The 17964-nt window shown below is 59.1% G+C and carries 15 protein-coding genes; 7 read left to right on the top strand and 8 right to left on the bottom strand.

What is annotated here, in order from left to right:
- Positions 1-20: 20 nt before the first annotated feature.
- On the bottom strand, positions 21-1433 hold the full coding sequence (gene lysA / locus GEI7407_RS02625) for a diaminopimelate decarboxylase (protein ID WP_015170574.1): 1413 nt from the start codon (positions 1431-1433) through the stop codon (positions 21-23).
- Between the two features lie 207 nt (positions 1434-1640).
- Here lysA and rimI point away from each other — a divergent pair, with 207 nt between their 5' ends.
- The 3 genes from rimI to GEI7407_RS02610 all read left to right on the top strand — a co-directional run bounded on the left by rimI (position 1641) and on the right by GEI7407_RS02610 (position 6907).
- Positions 1641-2255, top strand: a complete 615-nt coding sequence (gene rimI / locus GEI7407_RS02620) for a ribosomal protein S18-alanine N-acetyltransferase (RefSeq protein ID WP_015170573.1) — start codon at positions 1641-1643, stop codon at positions 2253-2255.
- 155 nt (positions 2256-2410) lie between these two features.
- Entirely contained in the window at positions 2411-4879 is a 2469-nt protein-coding gene (locus GEI7407_RS02615) for an ATP-dependent Clp protease ATP-binding subunit (RefSeq protein WP_015170572.1), read from the top strand.
- A 177-nt stretch (positions 4880-5056) separates the two neighbouring features.
- Positions 5057-6907 (top strand): AAA family ATPase, encoded by a 1851-nt coding sequence (locus GEI7407_RS02610; protein ID WP_015170571.1) that lies wholly within the window; start codon positions 5057-5059, stop codon positions 6905-6907.
- Positions 6908-6986: 79 nt separating this feature from the next.
- Here the strand turns inward: GEI7407_RS02610 and GEI7407_RS02605 are convergent, their stop codons facing one another.
- From GEI7407_RS02605 to patD, 5 genes are all read right to left on the bottom strand, one after another.
- The gene (locus GEI7407_RS02605) at positions 6987-7937 is read right to left on the bottom strand and encodes a hypothetical protein (protein WP_015170570.1); all 951 of its coding nucleotides are present in this window, start codon (positions 7935-7937) and stop codon (positions 6987-6989) included.
- 229 nt (positions 7938-8166) lie between these two features.
- Positions 8167-8688, bottom strand: a complete 522-nt coding sequence (locus tag GEI7407_RS02600) for a GNAT family N-acetyltransferase (protein ID WP_015170569.1) — start codon at positions 8686-8688, stop codon at positions 8167-8169.
- An 18-nt stretch (positions 8689-8706) separates the two neighbouring features.
- A complete protein-coding gene (locus tag GEI7407_RS02595; RefSeq protein ID WP_015170568.1) occupies positions 8707-10359 on the bottom strand; it encodes an ABC transporter ATP-binding protein in 1653 nt (550 codons plus the stop codon).
- Between the two features lie 41 nt (positions 10360-10400).
- A complete protein-coding gene (locus tag GEI7407_RS02590; protein ID WP_015170567.1) occupies positions 10401-11003 on the bottom strand; it encodes a zf-TFIIB domain-containing protein in 603 nt (200 codons plus the stop codon).
- 185 nt (positions 11004-11188) lie between these two features.
- Positions 11189-11575 carry a heterocyst frequency control protein PatD gene (gene patD / locus GEI7407_RS02585; RefSeq protein ID WP_015170566.1) on the bottom strand — a complete coding sequence of 129 codons (387 nt, stop codon included), beginning with the start codon at positions 11573-11575 and terminating at the stop codon, positions 11189-11191.
- 524 nt (positions 11576-12099) lie between these two features.
- Between patD and GEI7407_RS02580 the strand changes: the two genes are divergently transcribed.
- A complete protein-coding gene (locus GEI7407_RS02580) occupies positions 12100-14391 on the top strand; it encodes a bifunctional (p)ppGpp synthetase/guanosine-3',5'-bis(diphosphate) 3'-pyrophosphohydrolase (RefSeq protein ID WP_015170565.1) in 2292 nt (763 codons plus the stop codon).
- 134 nt (positions 14392-14525) lie between these two features.
- Here the strand turns inward: GEI7407_RS02580 and GEI7407_RS02575 are convergent, their stop codons facing one another.
- Positions 14526-14924 (bottom strand): bacteriohemerythrin, encoded by a 399-nt coding sequence (locus tag GEI7407_RS02575; RefSeq protein ID WP_015170564.1) that lies wholly within the window; start codon positions 14922-14924, stop codon positions 14526-14528.
- An 827-nt stretch (positions 14925-15751) separates the two neighbouring features.
- Here GEI7407_RS02575 and GEI7407_RS20905 point away from each other — a divergent pair.
- On the top strand, positions 15752-15964 hold the full coding sequence (locus GEI7407_RS20905) for a hypothetical protein (protein WP_150109711.1): 213 nt from the start codon (positions 15752-15754) through the stop codon (positions 15962-15964).
- Here GEI7407_RS20905 and GEI7407_RS02565 read toward each other — a convergent pair.
- Positions 15948-16640, bottom strand: coding sequence for an NrtR DNA-binding winged helix domain-containing protein (locus GEI7407_RS02565; protein WP_041268245.1), 693 nt, complete (start codon positions 16638-16640; stop codon positions 15948-15950). The two genes, GEI7407_RS20905 and GEI7407_RS02565, sit on opposite strands and share 17 nt — an antisense overlap.
- A gap of 204 nt (positions 16641-16844) precedes the next feature.
- On the opposite strand from GEI7407_RS02565, the gene GEI7407_RS02560 reads away from it, so the two are divergent.
- Together GEI7407_RS02560 and GEI7407_RS02555 are read left to right on the top strand one after the other, a co-directional pair.
- Positions 16845-17669, top strand: coding sequence for a protein phosphatase 2C domain-containing protein (locus tag GEI7407_RS02560; protein ID WP_015170561.1), 825 nt, complete (start codon positions 16845-16847; stop codon positions 17667-17669).
- Positions 17670-17683: 14 nt separating this feature from the next.
- A complete protein-coding gene (locus GEI7407_RS02555) occupies positions 17684-17962 on the top strand; it encodes a zinc-ribbon domain-containing protein (RefSeq protein WP_015170560.1) in 279 nt (92 codons plus the stop codon).
- Positions 17963-17964: the final 2 nt, after the last annotated feature.

The following is a 17964-nucleotide window of genomic DNA, read 5'->3' as shown; positions in this document are numbered from 1 at the left end:
ACCTCTCAACCAGGCTCGATCTACGGCACCAAGCGATCGGGTAGACAGTCTTGACGGAGGAGATCTTCGTAGGTTTCTCGCTGCACAATGAGATTTGCTTCGCCATCACAGACCAAGACTGCGGCAGGCCGGGGCACGCGGTTGTAGTTCGACGCCATGCTGTAATTGTAGGCACCTGTGGCATTGACGACGAGGATGTCTCCAGCCTCTGCGGGCGGTAGCGAGGCCGCCTTGATGAGGATATCGCCAGATTCGCAGTGCTTACCGGCGACGGTGACCGTTTCGCTCAGGGGGGCGGACATGCGGTTAGCGATCAGGGCGCGGTAGAGCGACTGATAGGTGATGGGGCGGGGGTTGTCGGACATACCGCCATCGACAGAAAGGTAGGTACGAATGCCGGGAATTTCTTTTTGGCTGCCGACGGTGTAGGCGGTGACGCAGGTGGAGCCAATGAGCGATCGCCCGGGTTCGCACAGCAGCTTGGGAAGCGATCGCTGGCTTTGCTGGCAGGCCTTCGCCACCGCATCAGCCACGACCTTCACCCACGCCTCGATGCTAGGGGGATCATCGCTCTCGGTGTAGCGGATCCCCAGACCACCGCCAATATTGAGCTCTTTTACCTCGATGCCGTAGGTCGCAGCCAACTCCAGCCACTGCACCATGACGCTCCCCAAATCCTCGTGGGGCTGCAGCTCAAAAATCTGAGAGCCGATGTGGGCATGGAGGCCAACGCAGTTGAGGGAAGACTGCTGGCTCACAAACGCAAACACCTCGGGCAGCTGGTCTGGATCAAAGCCAAATTTGCTGTCGAGGTGTCCTGTGCGAATGTACTCGTGGGTGTGGCACTCGATGCCCGGCGTCAGCCGCAGCATCACCCGGGCCGGTGCGTATTGCGCGCCCTCATTTCCCAGCCACTGCGTGAGCAGCCGCAGCTCATGCCAGTTGTCTACGACGATGGTGCAGCCTGCATCGGCCGCGAGTCGCAGCTCTTCGAGGGATTTGTTGTTGCCGTGGAGATAGAGTTTGGTCGAGCTCACCCCTGCCTTGAGCGCAGTCAGCAGCTCACCGCCCGAGACGACGTCCACTCCCAGCCCTTCGCTGGCCACAATGGCGCAGATCGCCAGGCAGTTCCAGGCCTTGGAGGCGTAGAGAACCTGGGACTCTCCGGGGTAGTGGCGGGCAAAGCCGTCGCGATATTGCTGGCAAGCGGTGCGCAGGGAGTGCTCATCCACAATATAAAGAGGAGAGCCAAACTTTTTGACTAGGTCAGGCACGTCGCAGCCGCCGATCTCCAGGCTGTCTTGATCGTTGACGCGGGCGGTCAGCGGCAGCAGAAACTGGTTGGGCGATCGCCCCGCCAACTCTGTAGGCGCGACCTCGGGCAAATAATGGCGAGCGGTGGCAGTTGCCACGGCAGGGGGAGTCGAAACCATCGTGTCCTTATCTATAGATTTGGGTGAGGGTGCAAGGCAGGAGCGGGGTCATGGGTCAGAACCACTAGGCTCGGAGCCCCGAGCTAGCATCTTTGGGTTGACGTCGGTTTTCGATGGCGACTGCACGGGTCTGACGGCCCACAGACATCCCGTTACCCAGTGTACAATTGGAGGCTGTGCAACCTCAGCCCTTCCAACCTTCATCTTGTGAATTTCATCGCGCTGCGATCGCTGACCCCTGACCTCCTGCCAGCGGTGCTTGATCTAGACCAACAGTGTCTTGGGGGCCTGTGGAATGCAGACGGCTATCAGCGCGAAATTGACAGTCCCAACAGCGATATTTGGGTCTTGGTGCCCGAGCCCGTTCAGGGGAGCGATCGCCCGCCAGTCCTGGCCCTCGGCTGCCTATGGGCTATCTTAGAAGAAGCCCACATTACCTTGCTGGCCGTCAACCCCAGCTATCAAGAACAAGGTTTAGGGCAAGGAATGCTCTATGCTCTGCTAAAATCAGCCTGGCACCGCAGACTGGAGCGAGCCACGCTGGAGGTGAGGGTTTCCAACCAGGCCGCCATCGCGCTTTATCAGAAATTTGGCTTCAAAGAAGCGGGCCGCCGTCGCGGCTACTACCAAGCGACGGGTGAGGATGCGCTTATTCTCTGGCGGGGTGGTTTACATCATCCCGAGTTTTCTCAGATTTTAGCGAACTGGGACCAGAGCGTGCGTCACCGCCTTACCCAACATCAATGGGAACTGCGACTACCAGAGCCCTTTCCCAAGCCCCAAAGCGTCAGCGACTTGTCATCGCCCTTGACTGGCCCATGATGTAATCGCCTTTTCGTTGCTGTCCTTCTCACCCTGACCGCCCATCCAAAGGGCGGCAATCCTCCCCTCTCTGGCGTCCCACCGGCAACCGGTGGGTCAATTTCCCTGTGTTAGAATCAGCGTACCGGCACGCAGCAGGTGATGGGAATTACGCCATGTTTGAACGCTTCACAGAAAAAGCCATTAAAGTGATCATGTTGGCTCAGGAGGAAGCTCGCCGCCTGGGACACAACTTTGTGGGTACAGAACAGATCCTCTTGGGTCTGATTGGAGAAGGGACCGGCGTCGCCGCCAAAGTGCTGAAATCCATGGGGGTCAACCTCAAGGATGCTCGCATTGAAGTTGAAAAGATTATCGGTCGGGGCTCTGGCTTCGTTGCCGTTGAGATCCCGTTTACGCCTCGAGCGAAGCGCGTTTTGGAACTCTCGCTCGAAGAGGCCCGCCAGCTTGGCCACAACTACATCGGCACTGAACACCTGCTCTTGGGTCTGATCCGCGAAGGAGAGGGCGTTGCAGCTCGCGTTTTGGAAAACCTGGGCGTTGACCTGTCGAAGGTGCGCACTCAGGTAATCCGGATGCTGGGTGAGACGGCCGAAGTCTCGACGGGTGGCTCCCAAGGCCGGACCAAGACGCCAACGCTGGATGAGTTTGGCTCAAATCTGACGCAGATGGCTGCGGAGGGCAAGCTCGATCCGGTGGTGGGCCGCCAAAAAGAAATTGAGCGGGTGATCCAGATTTTGGGTCGCCGCACCAAGAACAACCCGGTCTTGATCGGGGAGCCAGGGGTCGGTAAGACGGCGATTGCCGAAGGGCTAGCCCAGCGCATCGCCAACGCCGACGTGCCCGACATCCTCGAAGACAAGCGGGTTGTCACCCTCGATATCGGTCTGCTGGTGGCAGGCACCAAGTACCGAGGCGAGTTTGAAGAGCGCCTCAAGAAGATCATGGACGAGATCCGCTCGGCCGGAAACGTCATCCTGGTCATCGACGAGGTGCACACCCTGATCGGCGCGGGTGCCGCAGAGGGCGCGATCGACGCGGCCAATATCCTCAAGCCAGCTCTGGCTCGGGGTGAACTGCAGTGCATCGGCGCGACGACCCTCGACGAGTACCGCAAGCACATCGAGCGAGACGCCGCTCTAGAGCGACGCTTCCAGCCGGTGATGGTGGGTGAGCCTTCGGTGCAGGAGACCATCGAGATTCTCCATGGCCTGCGCGATCGCTATGAGCAGCACCACAAGCTGAAGATCAGCGATGAAGCGCTAGAAGCAGCCGCCAAGCTGTCTGATCGCTACATCTCCGATCGCTACCTGCCCGACAAGGCGATCGACTTGATCGACGAGGCGGGCTCTCGGGTTCGCCTGATCAACTCCCAGCTGCCACCGGCCGCCAAGGAGCTCGATCGCGAACTGCGCCAAGTCCTCAAGGAGAAGGACGAAGCGGTCCGCTCCCAGGACTTTGACCGGGCCGGCGAACTGCGCGATCGCGAGATGGAAATCAAAGCTGAAATCCGCTCGATCGCCCAGAACCGCAAGAACGAAGGCGGCACCACCGAGGACAGCCCCTTCGTGACCGAAGAGGACATCGCCCAAATCGTGGCCTCTTGGACCGGCGTCCCCGTGAACAAACTCACCGAGTCCGAGTCCGAGAAGCTGCTGCACATGGAGGACACCCTCCACAATCGCCTAATCGGCCAAGACGAAGCCGTCAAAGCGGTCTCGCGCGCCATTCGCCGCGCTCGAGTGGGCCTCAAAAACCCCAACCGCCCCATTGCCAGCTTCATCTTCTCGGGTCCGACCGGCGTTGGTAAGACCGAGCTCACCAAGGCTCTGGCGTCCTACTTCTTCGGCTCCGAAGATGCCATGATCCGCCTTGACATGTCGGAGTACATGGAGCGCCACACCGTCTCCAAGCTCATCGGTTCGCCTCCGGGCTACGTGGGCTACAACGAAGGCGGTCAGCTCACCGAAGCCGTCCGTCGTCGGCCCTACACCGTTGTGCTGTTCGACGAGATCGAGAAGGCGCACCCCGACGTCTTCAACATGCTGCTGCAAATCCTGGAAGATGGTCGCCTGACCGACGCCAAGGGTCGCACGGTGGACTTCAAGAACACGCTGCTGATCATGACCTCCAACATCGGTTCGAAGGTCATCGAGAAGGGCGGCGGCGGCCTCGGCTTCGAGTTTGCAGAAGACCAAGCCGACTCCCAGTACAACCGGATCCGATCGCTGGTGAACGAAGAGCTGAAGCAGTACTTCCGCCCTGAGTTCCTCAACCGGGTTGACGAGATCATCGTCTTCCGCCAGCTCAAGAAGGACGAGGTCAAGGAAATCGCCGACATCATGCTGCACGAAGTCTTTGGTCGCCTCGGCGAGCAGGGCATCGTTCTGGAAGTCACCGAGCGCTTCAAGGATCGCCTAGTGGAAGAAGGTTACAACCCGAGCTACGGAGCCCGTCCCCTGCGTCGCGCTATCATGCGACTGCTCGAGGACTCTCTGGCAGAGGAAATCCTCTCGGGCCGCATTCAGGAAGGCGACACCGCCGTCGTGGATGTGGATGAGGAAGGACAGGTGAAGGTTCTGCCCGGCGAGAAGCGCGAACTGCTGTCGCCCGCGGTTGAATAACCGTCTCTTTCCCTAAGTACCTGCTGAACTAATTTAGGTTGGCTGTAGAGGGCCTCGCTCTCTACAGCTTTTTTGTTGGGGGCGATCGCCCCCTAGAGGCACCAGGGAACACTAGACCATAGCCGGGACGGTGCGATCGCCCCACCCTTCACGCAGCGCAAGCGCCAGGCGAACCCCATGAGTGACCTTTTCAAAGGATTTGAGCAGCTCCTCGAAATTGCCAAACTTCTAGAAGAAAAAGCTGAAAAAGGCGAACTAAAAACCGATATTCAAATCAATTCTCGTCCGCTGAGCAGCATTCCCCGCCAGGGCAACATTCCCAGCGGCATGGGGACCAGCCGAATTCGCCAAAATCCGCCCGCACCGACGTCTTCAGATCCAGACGTCATCGTCACCCCACCGCCCAAGGACGCCTCCGCCGCGTCGAGCCCCGGCGAGGACTCAGAACCGGGCGATCGCTCCCTCAGCGAAATCGGCGGCCTCGGCCCCGTCCTGCAAGAGCTGCGGGAGCTGGTCGAAATTCCCCTCAAGCGGCCAGACCTGCTGCAGCGCCTAGGACTGGAGCCCACGCGGGGCGTCCTGCTGGTCGGCCCGCCGGGCACCGGCAAGACCCTGACGGCCCGCGCTCTGGCCCACAGTCTGGAGGTGAGCTACATCGCCATTGTCGGGCCGGAGATCATGGGCAAATACTACGGCGAGGCCGAAGGACGGCTGCGCAGCCTCTTTGAAAAAGCTGCCAAATCTGCGCCCTGCCTGGTTTTCATTGACGAGATTGACAGCTTAGCGCCCGATCGCAGCAAGGTGGAAGGGGAGGTGGAAAAGCGCCTGGTGGCGCAGCTGCTGGGGCTCATGGACGGCTTCGCGGCCCAAGATGGCGTGATCGTGCTGGCGGCCACCAATCGCCCCGATCACCTGGACCCGGCCCTGCGGCGACCGGGACGCTTCGATCGCGAAATTCACTTTTCCATTCCCGATCGCGACGGACGCCTGGACATTTTGCGCATCCTCACACGGGCGATGCCCTGCGACGAAAGCGTCGATCTGGGGGCGATCGCCGACCTCGCCGTCGGTTTTGTCGGTGCTGACCTCAAGGCCCTGACCCAAAAAGCCGCCTACAGCGCCCTGCGCCGCCAGGTTCCCTCCCTGAGCGCTCCCATTCCAGAGGTGATGACCTTGGGGCAAGGAGACTTTTTGCAGGCGATTCGGGAGGTGCGGCCCTCTGTCCTGCGCTCCGTCGCCGTTGAGTCTCCGAACCTCACCTGGGCGGAAATCGGCGGCCTAGAGGAGGTCAAACAGACGCTCCAAGAGTCCGTTGAAGGCGCGCTGCTCTATCCAGACCTGTACGCCCGCGCGGGGGCCAAAGCGCCCCGCGGCATCCTGCTGTGGGGTCCGCCGGGGACCGGCAAAACCCTCCTAGCCAAGGCGATCGCCTCCCAAGCGCGCGCCAACTTCATCGCCGTCAATGGCCCCGAACTGCTGAGCCGCTGGGTTGGTGAAGCCGAGCAGGCCGTGCGTGAACTTTTTGCCAAAGCGAGACAGGCCGCCCCCTGCGTGGTCTTCGTCGATGAGCTCGATACCCTCGCCCCCGCCCGAGGCAGCAACTTGGGAGATTCGGGGGTGAGCGATCGCGTGGTGGGACAGCTGCTGACCGAGCTCGACGGGCTCCACGGCTGCCCCAATGTCCTGCTGGTGGGAGCCACAAACCGGCCCGACGCCCTTGATCCGGCGCTTTTGCGAGCGGGGCGCCTGGATCTGCAAATCATGGTCGACCTGCCCGACCTCGCCAGCCGCCAAGCCATCCTGGAAGTTCACAACTGCGATCGCCCCCTAGACGGCGTCGCCCTCGACCACTGGGCCGCCCAAACCGAGGGCTGGAATGGCGCTGACCTGGCGCTTTTGAGCAATCAGGCGGCCCTCGAAGCCATCCGTCAGCACCGCACCCAGGGCCTCAGCGACCCCAGCAGTCTGCGAATTCAGCAGCAGCACTTTGAGAGCGCCTACCATGTGCTGCTGCTGCAAAAGCGCTAGCCTGCTTGCAACCTTGGGCCTGCGCACCTTTCGACAAGCAGGCCCGAGATTCGAGGCCACTTTCGGGATCCCGCATACGCTAGGTTTGGGCTGGCGGACACGCAAAAAACGCCTTGTCCATGCGCAAGGGATAGGTATCCGTCTGGAAGCCGTCCCGAATCGCCTGCTGGGCCAGCGATCGCGCCTCCGCTAAGGTTTTGTCGGTGCCGATGACCAGCGCAGAATACTGATTGTCAGGCTTGGGCCCGCACACCTGGAGCCCGGGATAGCGCTGCTGTAGCAGAGCGCGATCGCCGATGTGCGCCTGAACTCGCTCAAGCTCTGCCTGCACATCACTCTTTTCCTTGGAAGAACCCGCCACCACAAAATAGCGATCGCGGCTCAGGGTCGAGTCGATGGCTGAAGCCACCAAGGCCGCATTTCCAGGGGCGCTCGGGCTTTCTGCCTGTTGGCGAATCGTTGCGCTTATGCGCTTGAGCTCATCGGCGATCGACAGTTCAGCCTTGGACTGCACCTGCGGCAGCAGCGTCCCTGAGATTTGCTTCTCAATGTCCGTCACAATACGATCGCGATCGCGCAGAATGTCATTTGTCACTTGCTGACTAATCATCGGCAGCTGCGCCTTGACTTCTCCGGCCACGAGCTCCGCCGCCCCCAAGGAAGCAACCTTATCTCGAATTTCTTGCTTGATGCTATTGAGCTCTGCCAATCCAAATAGCGTTAGCACCGCGACCGCCACCCCAACCCACTGCATCATCTTGTTGCGAGCATCCTCGAAGATTCGATAGGCTTGCAGCTCACCAATATTCTCTAGATTTTGAATTTGATTTTCGATTTCTCGACTTTTATCTTCCAGGCGAGCGAGCTTTATTTGCAGTGTATGAAGATCGGGAGTCCCGCTCTCGGACTCCGCAGTTTCCATGTGATCCACAGCTTGCTGAAGCTGGACACGCTCAGCCTTGAGATCGGCCAGCTGAGACTTTAGGCCACCGATGGAAGAAGATTCAGCATCTTCAGTTTTTGGAGTCATTTTCGTTTCTCCAAAACGATGCTTCCATCATGGCAATCACAGCCTAAGACGTCTGTTTTTTCGCCGATTTCTCAAACAGTTTTAATGAGCTGAAATATTACAACTTGAGCATTTTTCAAAAGAGAAAATCGCCTTGTTTGAGCTCATGAGAATTGCTCAGAATTCTTTAAATCAATCATTCAGAGAATGATGCTTTTGCTTACATTTTTTAGATCAATCTTTTTGAGAATTACAGATGAATGTGATATTCGAGAGAATCTAAGATTTGGCCACTGAGGTTCATTACCTGAGATTCTCGGTAAATTTCTCCGCCCAAGCTCTCCGCGATTTTTCGGCTAGGAAGATTGCGCCGATCAACGGAATAAACAATGTATTCAGCGTCTAAGTTTTCGGCAATCCAGTCTTTTAGAGCGTGAATGGTTTCGCGGCCAACGCCCAAGCCTTGAGCAGACCTTTTGAGCCAGATTCCCAGCTCAGGATGAGACGTATGAATATCGTGAATGCCGGTCATACCGAGGAAACTTTGATCGCTTTTTTGGCGAATCACTAGGGTCAGATCGTAGCCTTGGTGGCGTCCCTGGACGGCCTGACGAATAAAGTGCTGGGTTTCCTCTAGGCGATCGGGCGCCTTGGGATAGAGGTAGCGGGCGATGTCGGGCGTGAAGGCAGCAAAAATTTCCGACGCATCGGTTAGGGTGACCGGGCGCAGATCCAGGCGGGGCGTTTCGAGCTGGAAGGTGTCCCAGTCCATCACATTAGGGGTAGGGGCCTAGGGGCGGGCCAGCAGCGGCGCGGCCTGAAGCAGCTGCTGGGTGTAGGGGTGGCGAGGCTGGGTGAAGAGCTGCTCGGTGGGGCCGATTTCGACGATCTGGCCGGCCTGCATGACGGCGATGCGATCGCAGAAGAAGCGCGCAACCCACAGATCGTGGGTGATGAAGAGGTAGGTGAGGTGAAACTCGTCCTTGAGCTCTCGCATCAGGTCGAGCACCTGGGTTTGGACGGTGGCGTCCAGCATGCTGACCGGCTCATCGCAAATCAGGAGCTGGGGCCGGGTAATCAGCGCGCGGGCGATCGCCACTCGCTGCTGCTGGCCGCCCGACAGCTCCGACGGATAGCGGTTATAAAAGTCTTCGGCGGGCGTGAGGCCGACGCGCTCGAGCATCTGCTCTGCCTGGGCCTTGGCTCCCGCTGGGTTGGCCAGCTTGTGGATGCGCAGGGGGTCTGCGATGCTCTGGCCCACGGTCATCATGGGATTGAGGCAGGCGTGGGGATCCTGGAACACCATCTGCATCTGGCGGCGCTGCTGGCGCAGGGCCGCCGGGGACAGCGTGGTGAGATCCTGACCGAGGAATTCGACCCGGCCAGCGGTGGGCCGGATGAGTTGCAGCACGGTGCGCGACAGGGTGGATTTGCCGCAGCCCGATTCGCCCACCAGTCCCAGGGTTTCGCCGGGATAGAGATCCAAGTCAATGCCGTCTACCGCTCGGATCACTCGGTCGGATTTGGCGAAGAGTCGCTCTAGGAAGGTAGCTTCGAGGGTGTAGTGCTGCTGAAGCTGGGAAAGGCGCAGCAGCGGGGCCTGATCCGGGGGCGGGGCAGAGTCTGCCGGGACGCGGGAGGCCACCGCCTGGAGGTGCAGCGCGGCTTCGAGGAGCGATCGCGTGTAGGGGTGCTGGGGCTGCTGGATAATTTGCTCGGTTGGCCCCATTTCGACCATTTCGCCGCCGTACATCACCGCGATGCGATCGCAGTATTCGCCGATCATGGCCAGATCGTGGGAAATCAGCACCAGGGCCATTTGGCGATCGGCGCACAGGCGCGTCAGCTCCTGGAGGATCTGGGCCGAGACGGTGACGTCCAGACTGGTGGTGGGCTCGTCGGCCACAATCAGCTTGGGGTTGAGCAGCAGGGCCAGGGCGATCGCCACCCGCTGGCGCATGCCGCCGCTGAACTCGTGGGGATACTGGGACCAGCGATCGGCGGGGATCTTGACTGCCTCCAGGGTGGCGATCGCCAGCTCCTTGGCGGCCTTGCGGGAGAGATTTGGCTGGTGGGCCTGCACCGTCTCCAGGCAGTGATCCCCGATGGTCATCAGCGGATCGAGGCGCGTCATTGGGTCCTGAAACACCAGCGCCACCGCCTCTCCCCGAAAGAGCCGCAAATCCGTCGGCCCAAAGTCCAGCACCGATCGCCCTTCAAAGCGGATTTGCCCCTCGACGCGGCTGCCGTCCGGCAATAGACGCATCACCGCCCGCCCCAGGGTCGACTTGCCGCAGCCCGATTCGCCCACCAAGCCCAGGCGCTCCCCCGGCCGCAGGCTCAGGGACACCCCCTTCACCGCCCATTCGTCGCCCATGCCGCCGCGCCCCCCGTAGGGATAGGCAACCTTCACGTTTTCTAGGGTCAGCAGTGCATCGCTCATGATCGCGTCGAGGTCCCGTGGGTAATCAGTCGTGGGCAGGTCTAGCCTTGGGGGCGATCGCGCTGGGTGAGCGCATCCGCCTGGGGCTTGTCAAAGCGGCGCATCAGGTAAGCCACGCCAAAATCGCCGTAGGGATGACCTTCGAGGGCCTCAGCCAACGCAAAAATTTGGGCAGCCAGCTCCGGTCCCAGCTTGTCAATGGTGGCCTGCTGCTCTTTTTCAAACAGCTCATTTTCGCGCACTCGGGCCTGCCAGTCGCTGGAGAAAAGCTGCTCAATGGTGGCGTGCAGCCCTAGCTGCTCTAGCACGCCCCACTCGCCGCGATCGCACCAAATCCCGCCGCAGTTGGGGCAGCGCTCAACATAAAAAGGCGTCTTGACTCCCACCCGGGCGCGGGCCAGGTAGTGGCGACACTCGGGACACAGCGCCGCCTTCATGTCGTAGGGCGACTGCACAAAGTCCACGTCCAGACGGGGCGAGAGGGTCTCAGGAGAGATGGGCCGCGCCTGCTGGCGAAACTGCCACGAAGAGTAGTTCTCCGACGGAATCCACGTCCCCTTGCAGTCCGGGCACCCGTGGACCGGCAAATCTTGGGACAAGACTTCATCGACCAGTTCCGTTTTGCGATCCTTCGGGCACAGCACAGGTCCAACCTCCCTCACAACGAAAGCAATATTGCTGCACTTGGGCAGTGTATGGGCGATCGCCTTGGGCCAAGGCCGATCGCGCTAGGGTTATTTTCCCGTGATCTGACGCTGGCTCCGCAGGATTGCCGGATCTCACATCTTCTGTCATTGATCAGCATACGGCAGAGCACCGCAAAAACGCCCTAGGACGCGGGTCGCTCGGCCTCCACTAGCACCTGGCAGTAGCCCGCCAGCTTCTCCAGGCGATCGCCCAGTTGCTTTTGGCGCTGCTGCTGAGTCGCACTCTGGCGCGCCGCCTGGAGAAACATCCCATCCATCGCCAGCAGTCGCAGCTCCTTTTGCATCTCCGTGCGCACCGCCTGCACCCGAGGGGCGATCGCCCCGTCCAGCTCCGCCAGATCCAGCGGCCCCACCTGCTCTTGGAAAAACTGCTGCACCTGCAACAGCTGCGCCCGGAGAGCTGGCCCATCCCTCTCAGGCCCTTGGACAATCGTCCGGCAGGCAGTCAACAAGTCTTGCCATTGCTGATAGCGATCGCGATGGGACGGCGGCAGCCAAAAATCACCCATCGCTATCCTCCCTAGACCACACAAAAACTTTTGTACTATTTCGAATCATTTCGCTTTTTGCCGCAAAATTTGGCCTTTTCAACAAGCGTTGCAGCGCGATCCCAAAGAGTCGCTAAAGAAACTCATGGATTCACAAAGTCGTGATTTTCTCTCAAAAATCATCAGGATTTCTAGCAGTCTCTACCACAAAGGCGCGATCGCCTCCTGAGCCCCCTAGGCCAGTCAAGAGCTTGTCTATTATGATGAATAGAACTAGGGTTTATAAACGTCTTGTTCGCGCCAGTTTCGCGCCCCAGACAAGACCTCGCCCCAAGCTTAAATCCACTCTGCACAGTCCTCCTCGTCGTTTAGAACGACTGACAGAGCGGTCTTTTTATCGCTAATTGATTGCAGTTATCTGCTTTTCAGCAGATCATCCCTTGCAATCTAGCATTTGCATTCTGTATTCTCGAATACATTTTCCCTTATAAAAAACCAGCCAAATATCTTCTTAAGCCGACGCCACCTTACCTCCCGCCGATTGTATGAACGTAGCAACGCTGACCTCTCCAACCGACTTCATCCTTCCAGACTGGCTGAATGAGTGTATGGTGCAGGTTCCGCAACCTGACGCGAGTTCGACTGACGCTGAAACGGACAAAGACGAAAAAGAATCGAGCGGGCCTAGCCTGATTTGTCGAGCCTTTTGCTTTGCCTACGAGCTGCACGAAGGTCAGTTTCGCGCCTCCGGAGAACCCTACATCGCGCACCCCGTAGCCGTGGCTGGGCTGCTGCGGGACCTCGGCGGCAGTCCGGCCATGATCGCGGCGGGCTTTTTGCACGACGTGGTTGAAGACACCGACGTCACCGCCGACGAGATCGAAGAGCGCTTTGGCCCCGAAGTGCGGCAGATGGTCGAGGGCGTCACCAAACTGTCGAAATTCAACTTTTCTAGCAAGACCGAGCGTCAAGCCGAAAACTTCCGGCGGATGTTTTTGGCGATGGCCAAAGATATTCGCGTGATCGTGGTGAAGCTGGCCGATCGCCTGCACAACATGCGCACCCTGGAGCACCTGCCCGACGTCAAGCGGCGGCGGATTGCCATGGAGACGCGGGAGATCTTCGCGCCCCTCGCCAACCGCCTGGGGATCGGCCGGGTGAAGTGGGAGCTCGAAGACCTGGCGTTTAAATATCTAGAGCCCGACGCCTATCGGCAAATGCAGTCTCTGGTGTCGGAAAAGCGGGGCAGCCGCGAAGACCGGATCGCTCAGGTGACCGACGTTTTGCGCGATCGCATGGCGCAGTCTGGCATTCGCTGCGTCGACATCAGCGGCCGGCCCAAACACCTCTACAGCATCTACCAGAAGATGCAGCGGCAGCACAAAGAATTCCACGAGATCTTTGATATCGCCGCCATCCGCATCATCGTCGAGAGCAACGAGGAGTGCTACCGCGCCCTCGCCATCGTCCACGACGCTTTCAAGCCGATCCCGGGCCGCTTCAAGGACTACATCGGCCTGCCCAAACCCAACCGCTATCAGTCGCTGCACACCGTGGTGGTGGGCAACATGGGCCGCCCCCTAGAGGTGCAGATCCGCACCCTCGAAATGCACCAGATCGCTGAGTACGGGATCGCCGCCCACTGGAAATACAAGGAGTCGGGCCACAGCAGCTCTAAGTTCACCGCTTCCGACGAGAAATTTACCTGGCTGCGGCAGCTGCTGGAGTGGCAAAACGACCTCAAGGACGCCCAGGAATACCTCGACAACATCAAAGACAATCTCTTTGATGATGATGTGTACGTCTTCACGCCCCAGGGAGACGTGGTCGCCCTAGCGCGGGGAGCCACTTCGGTGGACTTTGCCTATCGGATTCACACCGAGGTCGGCAACCGGTGCGCGGGGGCGCGGGTGGATGGCCGGATGGTCACCCTCGACACGCCGCTCAAGAACGGCGACATCGTGGAGATCATTACCCAAAAGAACTCTCACCCGAGCCTCGACTGGCTGAACTTCACGGTCACGTCGGGCGCACGCAACCGCATTCGGCAGTGGTACAAGCGATCGCACCATGACGAGAACGTCGCTCGGGGCCGATCGATGCTGGAAAAAGAGCTGGGCAAGAACGGCCTAGAAGCCTTGCTGAAGTCCGAGCCCATGGCCGCTGTTGCCCATCGGTGCAACTATCACACCGTCGAGGATCTGCTGGCGGCCCTCGGCTACGGCGAGGTGACGCTGAACCTGGTAGTCAACCGGATTCGCGACGCGGTCAAAGCCACGCAGACCATCGAGGTAGCCAGTCACGACGCCGACACGCTGCCTTTGCCGACCAGCCACCGCAACCTCAAAGAGGTGCCCGCCAGCAACCCCAACCACTCTCCGATCATTGGGGTGGAAGGACTGCTGTACCACTTGGCAGGCTGCTGCAACCCCGTGCCGGGGGAGGCCATCTTGGGGGTGGTCACGATGAGCAGTCGCGGCATCTCGATCCACCGCCAGGGCTGCCACAACGTGGAGAATATTCCGGGCGATCGCCTGGTGCCGGTGAGCTGGAACAACAGCGATCCCGCGCGATCGCGTCCCCAGACCTATCCGGTCAATATTCAAATCGAGGTGATCGACCGGGTCGGCGTCCTCAAGGACATCCTCTCGCGCCTCACCGACAACAACATCAACGTGCGCAACGCCCAGGTCAAAACCTTCCCCGATCAGACAGCGGTCATCGATCTGTGCATCGATATCCGCGACCACACCCAGCTCGAGCGCACCTTCACCCAGGTCCGCAAGATGAGCGACGTGCTGAATATGCGGCGGATCAGCCAAGCAGAAGACTGTTAAAAATCGGCTGTTTGCCTTCAGGTTGCTTTTCCCTATCACCCTCGGGCGGCGAGTCCTCGCTGGACTTCGCCGCCTTTTTCGTGGGCTTCTGAGCAATTTTTGGCGCAGCGCTGACTTTTGGCGCGTTCAGGGCGCTATTTCATAGAGGCCTTGAGCTCGCGATCGATGCGCTTGATGTGGTTTACAAACCAGTCGAGGAGATGCTCATTAACTTTCATGGCCAGGGGCAAGCTAGCGCCTTTGGCATTGAACTCGGCCTTGATTTCTCGGAAAGTGGCCGAAAATTTGGCGTGGGCCTCTTTGTTTTGGCAGGCAACTGGGCAGCTGTGTTTTTGCATGCAATTCTCTTCAAAGCCGAAGTGCTGCCACACATATAAGTCGAGAAACTGAATGATTTTTTGAATTTCTTCTTTGCCTCGATTGGTGTTCATCGCATCCACCAAAGCATTCATTTGCTCAATCAGTTGCTGATGCTGGCGATCGATTTCAGGAACACCAATTTTGAGCGTGTCATTCCACATTACGAGGGGCATAGAAAGTCAAAGCCAGAAAGTTATGTTCAGCATTCCCTCTAAGGAGAAGGCGATCGCATTTTGGGAAGCTTACTGACAAAACTTATTAGATAGGGATGGCGAGAACTGAGGTTCAGATGAATTTCAGTATATTTTTGAGCCGATTTTAAGTATGAACAACCGGAAATAAAACAACTCAAAGATTGTTTTAATCGCTTCAAAGACAATACTTTAATTTAGAATTAAGCCAAATAAAAAGAGCTTGGCTCATTCGTCCAAGCTCTTGAAACTTGATATTTGTCCAGCAAGCTTGACTGACGTTTTCACTCCGGGAGACTGTATCCGGAGTTGTCAGGGTGCTATCGTCCCCAGCTCCAGAGCCGCCGCCATTGCGATCGGTCTTCTCGATTGCCTTGAGTTCAGTATGGGCGATCGCCCCTTGCAAATCTTCCGCTAGGTGACGGAGGTTTTCTAGGCCGAGCGGATCAAAAGCGCAAAGAGACCTAGGCGATCAAAAGCAGCTTTGGGACGTCGCTTTCTGCAATCGCTCAAAGGCTGTTTCGTCGAGCTGGAGCCGTCTAGAAAGCCCCCTTCAGGCTGCAACATACTGTCATGTCTTGGCCGCGACTTTGGTGATAGCTTTAAAGCACAGGCAGAGAGTCAACGCTTCATCTAGACCTCTGATTCCTGGAAAGTTCGTGGAAAATTGCGCGATTTTGCGAGATTTAGCCACGGGCGATCGCCAGCGCCTTGACGGCGAGGTTTGCGCCACCGTTACGGCGATTTCTTGTCCCCCTGAACGCTGGGAGGGGAGGATGATGCCCCCAACTTTTGCTTGGTTGTTTCTGATGGCCTTGATCAGTGCTTGGCTGTGTCAAATTGCCACCGACGACATTGACACAACCTTGGCAGGAGCGATCGCGGTGATGTCCTTTTTCTTGGGCCTCGCCTTTTCGCCCTGGAGCCTGCAACTGCTGATTTTCGTGCTGCTGCTGTTCCTCGATCGCCTGTATTGGTGGGGCGATCGCGCTGCCTCAGAAACCATCAAATCTCGAAATTAAAGCCCCGCTCCCGGAGCGCTAGATAGGCCTGCTCATCAAACTGGTAGAGCCGCGCTGCCCGGTGGGGCACATTGGCCTGGGTCTCATCTAGCTCGGTGAGGAGACCCATTTTAAGAATCTTTTTGCGGAAATTTCGTTTGTCCAAAAGCTGGCCCAGGATGGTTTCGTAGAGCTTCTGGAGCTGGGAGAGGGTGAACTTTTGGGGCAATAGCTCGAAGCCGATGGGCTCGTAGCGCACCTTGCCTTTGAGGCGGGCGATCGCCCGCTGGACGATCTCGGCATGGTCGAAGGCCAGGGGCGGCAGAGCATCCATGGGGAACCAGGCGGCATCGCTGGCATCGGTTGCGGCCTGCACGGGATGCTCGGCCAGGTTGACCAGGGCGTAGTAGGCCACCGACACAACGCGATCGCGCGGGTCCCGCCCCGGCGCCCCAAAGGTGTAGAGCTGCTCCAGAAACACATCGGTCATCCCAGTTTCCTCTTGCAGCTCTCGCTGGGCCGCCTCATCTAGGGACTCCTGAAGATGCACAAATCCACCCGGCAGCGCCCACTGTCCCTGAAACGGGGGCAAGCTGCGGCGAATCAGCATGACCTTGAGGGTGGTCTGGTCATCGAGGCCAAAGATCACGCAGTCCACAGTCAGGGCGGGGCGGGGGTACTCGTAGGTGTAGGGCATGGCGACCAAAAAAGCGCTGGGTAAGGGCTGCGCCTCGCAAGGGGGCGGCGGGGAAGTCAAAACTCCCCCAGACCCGGGGTTGATGATACCGCTGGATGGCTCAGAACAGAGGGAGTGCTGCCGGTAGGGTGAGGAATCTTTGGGCAAGATTGACATATTGTATTTTTGACACTATGCTTGGTGTACAAGATACACAATACGGCCATGGAAGACCAGTTTGAGATGGCGGCGGGCTCGGTGATCGGTACGGAGCATCTGCGAACCGGCAAGAACAACCAAGACGCCTTCTACAGCCTGCGCCAGCCGATGGTCACCGTGGCGGTGGTGTGTGACGGGTGCGGCAGCAGCGCCCACAGCGAAGTGGGGGCCAAGCTCGGAGCGCGCTGGATCGCCGAGGCGATCGCCCAGCGCCTCGATGCAGGTCAAGACCTGTCAGAACCGTTTTGGTGGGGGGTGCAGCGAAGCGTACTCGCTCAGCTGCGGGCCTTGGTGGAGCGCTTTGGCGGCGATCGCCCCCAGGTGGTCCAGGACTATCTGCTGTTCACCGTGGTGGGCGCGGTGGTCACGCCGACGGAGACCCAGGTTTTTGGGCTGGGGGACGGGGCGATCGCCGTGAATGGCCACCTGCAACACCTAGGCCCCTTTCCCAACAATGCGCCGCCCTATCTGGCCTATGGCCTCTTGGTGCCAGACACCGCGCGATCGCCCATTCTCGATCTGCAAATTCACCATTCCCTGGCCACCCAGGACGTGCAGTCAATTTTGATTGGCACAGACGGCCTAGAGGACTTTTGCCGAGCAGCAGACCAGCCCGGACCGGACCCCAGCACACCCCTCGGTCCCCTGAGCCAGTTTTGGCAAGACGATCGCTACTTTCGCAATCCCGATGCGGTGCGGCGGCAGCTCACCCGGCTCAACCACCAGCGCACGATCGCGAACTGGCAGGCGCAGCAGCTCACCAAATTCGGCGGCCTGCTGCGAGATGACACCACTTTGATAGTTCTCCGCAAACGATCGCCCTCGACATGAGGGAGGAGGCAACCATGCCCCGCTTATCCAATTCGCAGGTCCACTATGCCGTGGTGGTGGAGCCCGAGATGTTTTGTGATCACTGCGGCCACGGGCTCGACGCCGAAAGCCGCTACTGCTCCCACTGCGGCCACGCCGTGACCCCGGAAACCCGCCCGGAGAAGAGCTCCCGCCTAGATCCCGCGACGCTCTTGGCAGCGATCGCCCTTGGCCTGCTGCTCTTGATGGCGCTGACCGGCCCCGAGGCGTTTTCTCCCGAACCTGCTCCGATTTCTGCTCCCTTGGTGCCCTAGGA

The sequence above is a fragment of the Geitlerinema sp. PCC 7407 genome, from assembly GCF_000317045.1.
Classification (GTDB): Bacteria; Cyanobacteriota; Cyanobacteriia; order PCC-7407; family PCC-7407; genus PCC-7407.
This window is presented reverse-complemented; position numbering and strand designations above follow the sequence as displayed.